The 9,628-nt window shown below is 35.8% G+C and carries 11 protein-coding genes; 2 read left to right on the forward strand and 9 right to left on the reverse strand.

The features are described from left to right. Positions 1-86 precede the first annotated feature (86 nt). The gene (gene lnt / locus AB1422_12490; GenBank protein ID MEW6620131.1) at positions 87-1,523 is read right to left on the reverse strand and encodes an apolipoprotein N-acyltransferase; all 1,437 of its coding nucleotides are present in this window, start codon (positions 1,521-1,523) and stop codon (positions 87-89) included. A 112-nt stretch (positions 1,524-1,635) separates the two neighbouring features. On the opposite strand from lnt, the gene AB1422_12495 reads away from it, so the two are divergent. Together AB1422_12495 and AB1422_12500 are read left to right on the forward strand one after the other, a co-directional pair. Then, a complete protein-coding gene (locus tag AB1422_12495; GenBank protein MEW6620132.1) occupies positions 1,636-1,779 on the forward strand; it encodes a hypothetical protein in 144 nt (47 codons plus the stop codon). A gap of 173 nt (positions 1,780-1,952) precedes the next feature. Next, a complete protein-coding gene (locus AB1422_12500) occupies positions 1,953-2,177 on the forward strand; it encodes a hypothetical protein (protein MEW6620133.1) in 225 nt (74 codons plus the stop codon). A gap of 153 nt (positions 2,178-2,330) precedes the next feature. On the opposite strand, the gene AB1422_12505 is transcribed toward AB1422_12500, so the two are convergent. The 8 genes from AB1422_12505 to AB1422_12540 all read right to left on the reverse strand — a co-directional run bounded on the left by AB1422_12505 (position 2,331) and on the right by AB1422_12540 (position 8,892). Then, positions 2,331-4,829, reverse strand: a complete 2,499-nt coding sequence (locus tag AB1422_12505) for a tetratricopeptide repeat protein (protein MEW6620134.1) — start codon at positions 4,827-4,829, stop codon at positions 2,331-2,333. Between the two features lie 200 nt (positions 4,830-5,029). After that, on the reverse strand, positions 5,030-5,353 hold the full coding sequence (trxA, locus tag AB1422_12510; GenBank protein ID MEW6620135.1) for a thioredoxin: 324 nt from the start codon (positions 5,351-5,353) through the stop codon (positions 5,030-5,032). Between the two features lie 21 nt (positions 5,354-5,374). Beyond that, positions 5,375-5,863: a molybdopterin adenylyltransferase gene (gene mog / locus AB1422_12515; protein ID MEW6620136.1), complete on the reverse strand. Its 489-nt coding sequence runs from the start codon at positions 5,861-5,863 to the stop codon at positions 5,375-5,377. Positions 5,864-6,020: 157 nt separating this feature from the next. Beyond that, a complete protein-coding gene (locus AB1422_12520; GenBank protein ID MEW6620137.1) occupies positions 6,021-6,461 on the reverse strand; it encodes a hypothetical protein in 441 nt (146 codons plus the stop codon). Between the two features lie 38 nt (positions 6,462-6,499). After that, positions 6,500-7,804 carry a replication-associated recombination protein A gene (locus AB1422_12525; protein MEW6620138.1) on the reverse strand — a complete coding sequence of 435 codons (1,305 nt, stop codon included), beginning with the start codon at positions 7,802-7,804 and terminating at the stop codon, positions 6,500-6,502. A gap of 80 nt (positions 7,805-7,884) precedes the next feature. Continuing rightward, positions 7,885-8,256 carry a hypothetical protein gene (locus AB1422_12530; protein MEW6620139.1) on the reverse strand — a complete coding sequence of 124 codons (372 nt, stop codon included), beginning with the start codon at positions 8,254-8,256 and terminating at the stop codon, positions 7,885-7,887. Positions 8,257-8,266: 10 nt separating this feature from the next. Further along, positions 8,267-8,770, reverse strand: coding sequence for a biopolymer transporter ExbD (locus AB1422_12535; GenBank protein MEW6620140.1), 504 nt, complete (start codon positions 8,768-8,770; stop codon positions 8,267-8,269). Continuing rightward, the gene (locus AB1422_12540; GenBank protein ID MEW6620141.1) at positions 8,752-8,892 is read right to left on the reverse strand and encodes a hypothetical protein; all 141 of its coding nucleotides are present in this window, start codon (positions 8,890-8,892) and stop codon (positions 8,752-8,754) included. The genes AB1422_12535 and AB1422_12540 overlap by 19 nt, the downstream gene beginning before the upstream one ends. Positions 8,893-9,628: the final 736 nt, after the last annotated feature.

The raw sequence follows: 9,628 nt of genomic DNA on the forward strand, positions 1-9,628 counted from the left end.
GAAATTTATAGAAATAGGTAGAAATTGATTGTGGAAAACAACAAATTTCCATAAATTTCTATTAGTTTCTATTAATTTCAATTTTTTTAATAATATCTCCCTATCTCCTTAATCTCCATATCTCCTTCTGTTACACCACCTGAACGCTTACCAATAATGTTAGTAATAATCAACCAGCTTATAATAATCTGGCATAAAAAAGGAAATAACCATCCAAATTTTGTATAGAAAGATAAATATCTTTGTGGTGAGACTTTGCCAATTACTACTCCTTCTTCCATAACTCCAAGACTGTTGAGAACATTTCCATAGGGATCAATAATCTGGGATATTCCAGAACTTGCTATTCTTACTACAAATCTTCTATTTTCTATTGCTCTAAATACTGTCATAGCTGAATGTTGTAAATGTTGTATTCTTCCCCATCTCTTTGCATCATAAGTAGGAATAACAAGAATTTCTGCATCATGCTTTACTAAATTTCTGCTTACATAAGTATAGTCCATATCATAACAAATTTCTACTCCTATTTTTCCTAATGTAGTAGGAAAAACAGAATAAGTCTTTCCAGGTAATCCATCACTAAATAACTGAATAGGATTCATCTTATAGTACTTTCCAACCACTTTATGTTTAGGAGATATGATTATTGCTGTATTGTAAAATTCTGAAGGATCTTGAGCAACATCTGTACATCCAAGGATTAAATACGAATTAATCTCTGCTGCCAGCGAGAAAAGTATATCCAAAATCTCAGGTTCAGATAAAACATTTTCTAAAAGTGCATACTCTGGCCACACTACTAAACTTGGCTTTTTGTTACTTATTCCTTTCGTCTTTTTCAAATATCTGTCTAAGCAACTAGACTCATCTTGAATTCCAACTACAGTATATTCTCCTTCGATATTCTCAGGGATTACTGCTTTCCCATAAAGTAAAATTAAAAGAATTCCTATTGCCATTATACCCCATAAAGTAATTATTTTTCCTTTCAATCTCCAATTTTCAATAGTAAAGTAAATAACTACATTAACAATTACAATGAGAAATGATATTCCATATACTCCAAGTATACTTACTAATTGAAGAAGTAGTAAATGTTGAGTTTGAGAATACCCTAAAGTCATCCAGGAAAACTTTAGAGTCCAACATTCTGATCTAAAGAATTCTATAGCGATCCAAAGAATGGATGTTATAGCGATTGTTAAAATAGGATTATACCTTCGTATAAAAAAGGAATGTCCTGCTCCAAAAAGCCCAATGAAGAATGATAATATAGCAATTAAAGTTACTGAAGCAACCCCAAAAATCTCATATAACCAATGAAGAGTTCCTCCAAACCACACCATTCCCCATAAAAATCCTATATAAAATGCTATTCTACCGCTGACATTTTTTATTGCAAAGAAAAATGGAACTAACGCTATCCAGGCAAATATTCCTTTATTAAAAGGCGGAAAAGCCAAAATTAAAAAAATACCAGAAACTATTATTAAAAAAATTTTAATAATTATTTTCTTCATTTTCATTTTTTCTCCGTACGCAATTCCAATTCCGAGGAAGATATAGGGGATTAGGGGCAGACCTTTTGTCATTCAGGTTTGTTGCCCCCAATAGTTCCCAAAGAGATTTGTAGTGCGAGGCGTTAGCTTCGCTTCTGGCAAGCCAAAAGGCGAACTTAAAGGTTCGCACTATATTTATGGGATGTCAGAGGTTAATTCGTATCCATTTGTGGCTAATTTCCTTGTAACCGTTCAGGGCTATACATTAGAAATGTAAACAAGGAGAAATGGGGAAAAGGGAGAATTGGCTCAAACTTTTCCTTGCTCCACCCTTCGGACATCAATCCTGGAGTCTGCAAAATTTGTAACCGTTCACCGCAGAGACACAGAGACGCAGAGAAGAAAATTAAAATTTATGGACAATAGGCTTAACATCCCTGATTTTCATCAATGCAAGCTCTTGAGTCCAACAACATTAAACTTGCCCTGATGAAAATCAGGGATGGATTAACAAATCTGGCTTGCCGGCTGAACATTCGGCAAGCAGGTCCTATGTATTTCAATGGCTACACCAATAATCTTTTCTGTTATCTGATTTATTTCCATATCTTCTCTGTTGCTCTGCGTCTCTGCGGTAAATTACCACCTGAACGGTTACTCTTTTCTGTTATCTGATTTATTTCCATGTCTTCTCTGTTCCTCTGCGTCTGTGCGGTGAATTACCACCTGAACGGTTACCCTGAACGATTACGATAATTTATCAAATTTCACTTCGTGTCCTTCGTGGTGAATAGTTACAAACTATTTTTATATTCGGTCGAAAACTTTCTATCTCATCGAGTCAACTATTTGTCTAATCCCAGTATCTTCCGGGTGGTATCTTAAATAGAGTTCAAATTCACTTTTTGCCTTCTGATATGAGGCAATTGCTTCATTAATTGGTCCTTTTACTCTTTTTGTTTCAGCATCTCTAAAATAAGCCGCGCCTAAATCCCGATGGACATCAATATTTTTAGGGTCTATTTTGACTATTTCTTCAAATGCCTTTGCCGATTCCTCAAATTTTCCATAGTTAAAATAGACCTCACCTAATCTATGATGGGCATTAATTAATGTTGGGTCAATGGCTAGGGCAGATTTTAACCACTTAATTGCATTTTCATTGTCTTTTTTCCGGAAGTAAATATCGCCAATTGTTACTTGACATTGTCCCTCATTTGGTCTCATCTTCGCCACTGTTTTATATACCTCAATCGCCTTATCATACTCGTTATCTTTAGAATATAATGCACCTAAATTATTAAGCGGTTCAGCAAAGACAATATTATATTTTAATGCGGTTAGATAGGCATCAATCGCCTTTTGTTTGGCTGTTTTAGAACCGACATCGTATTCTAAGGCATAGGTAGCACCTAAAATATTATAAAAATAACCATCTTTGGGATTAACCTTAAAGGCATCTTTTATCCGATTATGTGTCTTATAAATCCATTCCTTTTTTAATTCTATTTGATTCATCGGAATAGAGGCGGCTTTTTTATAATAGGTGTAGGTCAACTCACCATAGTAATGTCTTTCTCTGAAATTGAGTTGGGTGGCTTTTTCATACATCTTTAAAGCGGTATCTAAATCCTGGTCATGGATTGCCTTCTCCCCTTTATTAAAATAACAATCTGCTCGATATGGGAAAAGAGAAAGGTAGGCTAATAAACATACCATAAATACAACTAAAGTAGATAGAGCGATTTGAGCAGGTGTAAATTGAATAGAGGCAGAAGTTTTTTTAGGTGTTTCCTGTTCTATTTTTTCCTGGCTAAGATTGGTATAGCCGCAAATGACCATCGTCAACCCCATTAATGTCCAGAAAAAGGGTGTAAAAGAAATCACGGCAAAGGCAAATTGATTTTGAATAATATAGGAGACAAAGGCAGAGAAAAACCCAGCAATTAAGACTTTATCTGCTGGTGAGGGACTTTGTCTATATCCTTTAATTGCCAGATAACTAAAGGCAAGTATTAACCAGAAATAAATGGCTAATCCAACTAAACCTTTTGTCACGCCAGTATCGAATACTTCATTATGAGCCCTATCGTAATCAACATTTGCTCCTTCTAATTTTTCCATCCCCGGCAGTTCAAAAGCCGGATATACCCATTTCATCGTATCTACTCCTACCCCAAATACCAATCCACAAAAAGGAAAGGTGAGTGGGCCACGAATTGGGCCATCTTGAGGATAGCGTGCCATAATTATTGCTGAATTTCGCCAGATAAAATATCGAGAGCCAAGTGCTCCGACAAGTTTATTGGTTAACCAGCCTTCTTTTATCTGATTAGCCTTTTCTGGAGATGCGTCTTTGTCAATAAGTATTGTTTTGAGCTGTTCACCTTTTTCTTGCTGAGCTGATTTAAAAACATTAACTATTCGTTCGCCTAATGAATTTGGTTGAAGGCAAAGATAAGTAGTCAGGATAAAAAATGATAGACCAAAAACAATTATCCTTTTTCGAGTATAAACAAGTGCCTTTTTAGCCCACAAAATAGCAAAAATAATCATTCCGGCTACTAAACCAGTCAGAGGACCACGACTTTTGGCTATGAATAAGGATGCATACATTGTTATCAAGGCTATCCCAAATATCCAGATTTTTATTGTTTCAATCCCTATTTTTTGCTCTCTAACGATTTTTTTCTTCTTATCTTTTTTCTTAGTAATGACTTTTTTAACCTCTTCTTTCAAGAAGAAGTATCCTAATGCCACCGGGATAAGCATTCCTAAATATGCCCCCAGAAATATAGGATTACCGAAAGTAGATACGGCTCTTTCTGAAACATCTGCGGCCCAGGAAATAGGGTCAAGTCCTGCCCGTTGAATGAATGTGTAAAAAGAGACAATAAATCCTATACCTATGTTGAGATAAACAGTTAGATGAAGTAATTTGCGATTATTATGTAATAAATTAGTCGCAGTGAAAAATAGCAGGACATAACTAATTGTTGTTGTCAACCCTTCATGTCTTTTGTAGGCACCGACTAAACTTGTAAATGGGTCAACAGAGCATATAGTTGAGGCAATACTGCTTAAAAGAAAGGCTAATACGGGTATATCTAATGGACTTCGCACAAAGTTAGATTCTCTGGTAAGAATTATTCGTAAAAGCCAGGCGCCAATTATCACTAAAGAAAATAGACGCAATAAAGTCATCTTTGGAACATCAAATACACCTCGACAATGAGTATCAAAATAAAGAGGAACCAGAGTGAGGAGTCCCAGGAAACTCCATTTGATTATTTTATTGCAAATATCGTCTATTTTTCTCTTATTCATCTTTTTCACCTGAAAATAGGAAGTAGAAAGTAGAGAGTAGAGAGTAGAAAGTAGAAAGTAAAAAAAACATCACTCCTCACGCCTATCTCCTTACCTCCCACCTTCTATCTCCTACCTACTATCTATTTTCATCCTCCTTTGTGCCCACTCCCTGTGGGCATGCTCGTTTTTCCTGCTGATACCTGATGGCTGAATGCTTACTAAAGAAAACTATCTATTTTCTTCTTCAACTCATTTTCTGAAATTAATCCTATTGTTTTATTAATTTCTTTGCCATCTTTAAAAAATATTAATGTCGGAATACTCATAATCATATATTTTGTAGCAATGTTTGTGTTTTCATCGACATTCAATTTAGCGACTATTATTCTTCCTGCATATTCGTTAGCTACCTTTTCAATTATGGGTGTAAGTCTTTGGCAGGGACCACACCACTCTGCCCAAAAATCTATGACTAATAGTTCTCTGGACTTAAGCAATTCATCGAAATTACTATCCGTTGCGGTGACTAAACCTTTTCCCATTGTTTTTTACCTCCTGTTTTTTTATTTCCCACACTCTTCTACTTTGCCCTTTAAAACCTCAATTCCATGAGGGATGGCGGGTAAGATAAGTTCTAAACATTCCCGGACAGCTTTTGGGCTGCCTGGTAGATTAATAATCAAACTTTGTTTTCGGACACCCGCAATAGCCCTTGATAGAAGTGCGTGAGGATTATATTTGAATCCTATCGTCCGCATTATTTCCCCAAAACCTAACACTTCTTTTTCAATTACCTCGCTGGTAGCCTCTGGAGTTACATCTCGTGGAGATAATCCAGTTCCACCCGTAGTCAATACCATTTCACAACCTGCCTGGTCTATCAAACTTTTTAAACTATCAATAATCACCTCTTTTTCATCCGGGATGATTTTATATTCAATTACCTCTCCATTTAATCTTGCGATAATTTCAGCAATTACTTTTCCGCTTTTATCTTTCCGTTCTCCTTTAGCCCCTTTATCGCTAATAGTCAAAATGCCAACTTTAATCATTTTTTTGTCCTCAATTTAACCACGCAGGTGGTAATTTACCGCAGAGACGCAGAGGAACAGAGAAATAAATTAGATAACAGAAAAGATTATTGAGGCAATCATTCTCCTACATCGGACATCAAAATCAAATTGTTAATCAATTATGATATGTCGGTTCTCAAAAGCTTGCACTGATGAAAATCCGTGATGGAATTCTGCGTCTCGTCCATAGTTTTAATTTTTTCTCTGCGTCTCTGCGGTGAACGATTACTAATTGTTCATCCTTTTCTTTTATGATTGAGCATAAATAATCAAAAATATTCTGAAGATCTTGACTCAATCTTTCTCCTTTAAAGTCATAATAAAGGTCAACGATTGCCATTCTAATATCTTCAACAGCTTCATATTCACTTTCTCCACAGCCATAAACATCTAAATCTGGGGTATAGGTAATAAACTGATAGCCATCATACTCTAAAGATACGGGAATGGAAGCACATAGGTGGAGAGCGGGATGATGAAGGCTGTTTATAAACAATACCTTTTTCTTTTCTATATTTTTGATAATCTCCTTTAACCCTTTAATCTCTAAACTAACCTCTTTTTCTAAAATAGCCATTTTTATATCTCCTATGAATTAATCTGTGACTACATAATTCATTCCATTGCTCTCAATTTATCCAATCTTTCCTTAATCTTTGCCTCATATCCTTGATTTGTAGGTTGATAATAGGTTTTGTTTTTATCAGGGATATACTTTTGTTGAACAAAGTGGTCTTTAAAGTTATGTGGATATTTATAATCTATGCCATAGCCTAATTTTTTCGCCCCTTTGTAATGTGTATCACGGAGGGGTTTTGGGACTTCCTTTGTTTTTTCTGTGGTTACATCCTTCATTGCTGCCTCAATGCCAAGATAAGCGGCATTGCTTTTCGGGGCAGAGGCAATGTAAGTAACCGCCTGGGCTAAAGGGATTTTAGCCTCTGGCATTCCAATAAATTCTAATGCTTGAAATGCGGCTGTTGCCACGACCAATGCCTGTGGGTCGGCATTCCCCACATCTTCAGCCGCACAAATCAGTATTCTCCGGGCAATAAATCGTGGGTCTTCTCCAGCATAAATCATCTTCGCTAACCAATACAAAGCCGCATCCGGGTCACTACCACGCATACTCTTAATAAAAGCTGAGATAGTATCGTAATGTGCATCACCATCCTGGTCATAAACAACAGATTTTTGTTGAATAGACTCCTCAGATACCTTCAAGGTAAAATAAATCTTACTGTTTTTAGGTGGTGTAGTTAAAACGCCAATTTCTAAGGCATTTAGTGCCCGTCTGGCATCTCCATCTGAAATTTTTATCAAGTGCTCTAATGCTTTCTTATCCATTATCACTTCATACTTCCCTAATCCTCTTTCTTTATCTTTAAGGCTATTGATTAAAATCGTTTCTATTTCTTGTGAATTTAGTGGATTAAGTTGAAAAATCTGAGCTCGAGATAAAATTGGTGAACTAATCGTAAAAAATGGATTTTGTGTTGTGGTGCCAATTAATGAAATATTCCCTTCTTCTACATCTGGTAATAGGGCATCTTGTTGAGGCTTATTAAATCGGTGAATTTCTTCGATGAGCAAGATGGTCTTTTTTGCCTCAAATCTTTTGCGGTCTTGTGCTTGTTGAAGAAATTGACGGACCTCAACCACACCAGAAGTAACCGCATTTAATCTCTCAAAGTAAGAATTAGTCGTATTGGCTATAACTTGAGCCAGGGCTGTTTTCCCACAACCAGGTGGTCCATAAAGTATGATCGAGGTTATGCGGTCAGATTCAATTGCCCGTCTGAGTAATTTCCCTTCGCCTATGATATGTTGTTGTCCGACAAATTCAGTTAAATTTCTCGGTCGCATCCGCACCGCTAACGGTTGGTTAATTTTTTGTCTTTGTTCATCAAATAATTCCATCTTTTACCCAATTTTCTACTTTTAACCCTGCTATCCGTCCAAAGTGATTTATATTATTGGTGATTTTCACTCTTTCAATTTTATTCCACAAGTCTGATTTTACCTATTAGAATCTTTTTTGCCTTTCTTTTGCCATAAATAAATTCTTTCTCTTTACCAGCTATCTCTACTTTTTTTCCAACAAATTCCTGTAAGTCTATCTCATTATTCACTGGTGAGTGAAGTTGATAGCGTGTGTACCATAGTTCTAAGAAATAGCGATGGTATTCTTCTTTTGACTTACTCCATTTTTTCTTCCCTTTGTCATAGATAGTCCCGATATAGTTTTTTTCCAGTGCATTGTATTTTTGATAAGACGCCTCTTCATTCAATATATTCATCCACTCGCTTTTCGGTTTAATCGCACAAGATGATAATAAACCTATAAGCACAATAGGTAGCAAATATTTCATTTTTTATACCTTATAGTTCTTTTAGTTTTTTAGGCTCAGTCGCGATAGCGATTTTTTCTGCACCCGCAATTTTGGCTAAATCCATTATCTTCACTGCGTTGCCTAATAGAACATCCTGGTCTCCATTAATGATGACGAATTTATCTTTTTCTGTCTCAAGTTTTTCTTTAAGGTAGTTAAGTAAATTTTCAGCGGAGATTTCTTCTTTACCGACATATATTTTATTTTCTTTTGTGACGGTGATGATAATTCCTTCAGATTGAGCCTCAGTAACGGTTGATGAAGGCAATTTAACCTTTACACCCGATTGAATAAGTAGAGGTGTTGCAATCATAAAGATAACCAGAAGAACTAAAAACACATCTGTTAGTGGGGTAATATTTATCTCCCACATCACATCGTCTCTTTTAATATCCCCTTCATGCATTGTTTTCTCCTGAAAATAGGAAGTAGAGAGTAGAGAGTAGAAAGTAAAGAAAACATCACTCCTCACGCCTATCTCCTTACCTCCCACCTTCTATTTCCTACCACTATTTTCATCCTCCTTTTTCCTGAAAATAGGAAGTAGGAAGTAGAAAGTAGAAAGTAGAAAGTAAAGGAAACATCACTCCTCACGCTTATCTCCTTAACTCCCACCTTCTATCTCCTACCACTATTTTCATCCTTCTTTGTGTCCACCCTGTGGACATGGCCGTTTCTCCTTAGTTTTGGTAATTGGTAACTGATAATAAAGGGTAATTAGTTATTAATTACCAGTTACCTGCTTTTAATTTCGTCAAACCTTATATAGAATACAATAATCTGGTTTAAAAGTCAATGTTTTTTTACAAAAAAATAAAAAAAGTTATTGACATTTTTGCGGGGGAGGGTATAATTAAATGCAGGATGGTAAGAAAAGCGACCTTTGCGACCTTGCGAGAGAAAGATGATGGGGTCAGACCTAAACGGTAACTAATTATTCACCATTCACCATTCACAATTTCTTCCCTAAATTTCCTTAATAATGGTGAATTGTCAATTGTGAATTGTGAATTATCACTCTTCACGGTGTCAAGCAAACCTGGCCCAAGAGTTCGATGCACCGCTATAGCGCATCCAATGACTCTATTCGATAATTCATCAAATTTCACTTCGTGCTCTCCGTACCCTTCGTGGTGAATAGTTACAATGGTAAAATATTTAGTAAGCGTTCAGGTGGTGTAACAAAAGGAGATGTGGAGATTAAGGAGATAGGGAGATATTATTAAAAAAAATTGAAATTAATAGAAACTAATAGAAATTTATGGAAATTTGTTGTTTTCCACAATCAATTTCTACCTATTTCTATAAATTTCAATCTATTTCTATTATCTTATCTCCATATCACTCTTAT

The organism is bacterium (assembly GCA_040757115.1).
GTDB lineage: Bacteria > UBA9089 > CG2-30-40-21 > CG2-30-40-21 > SBAY01 > JBFLXS01.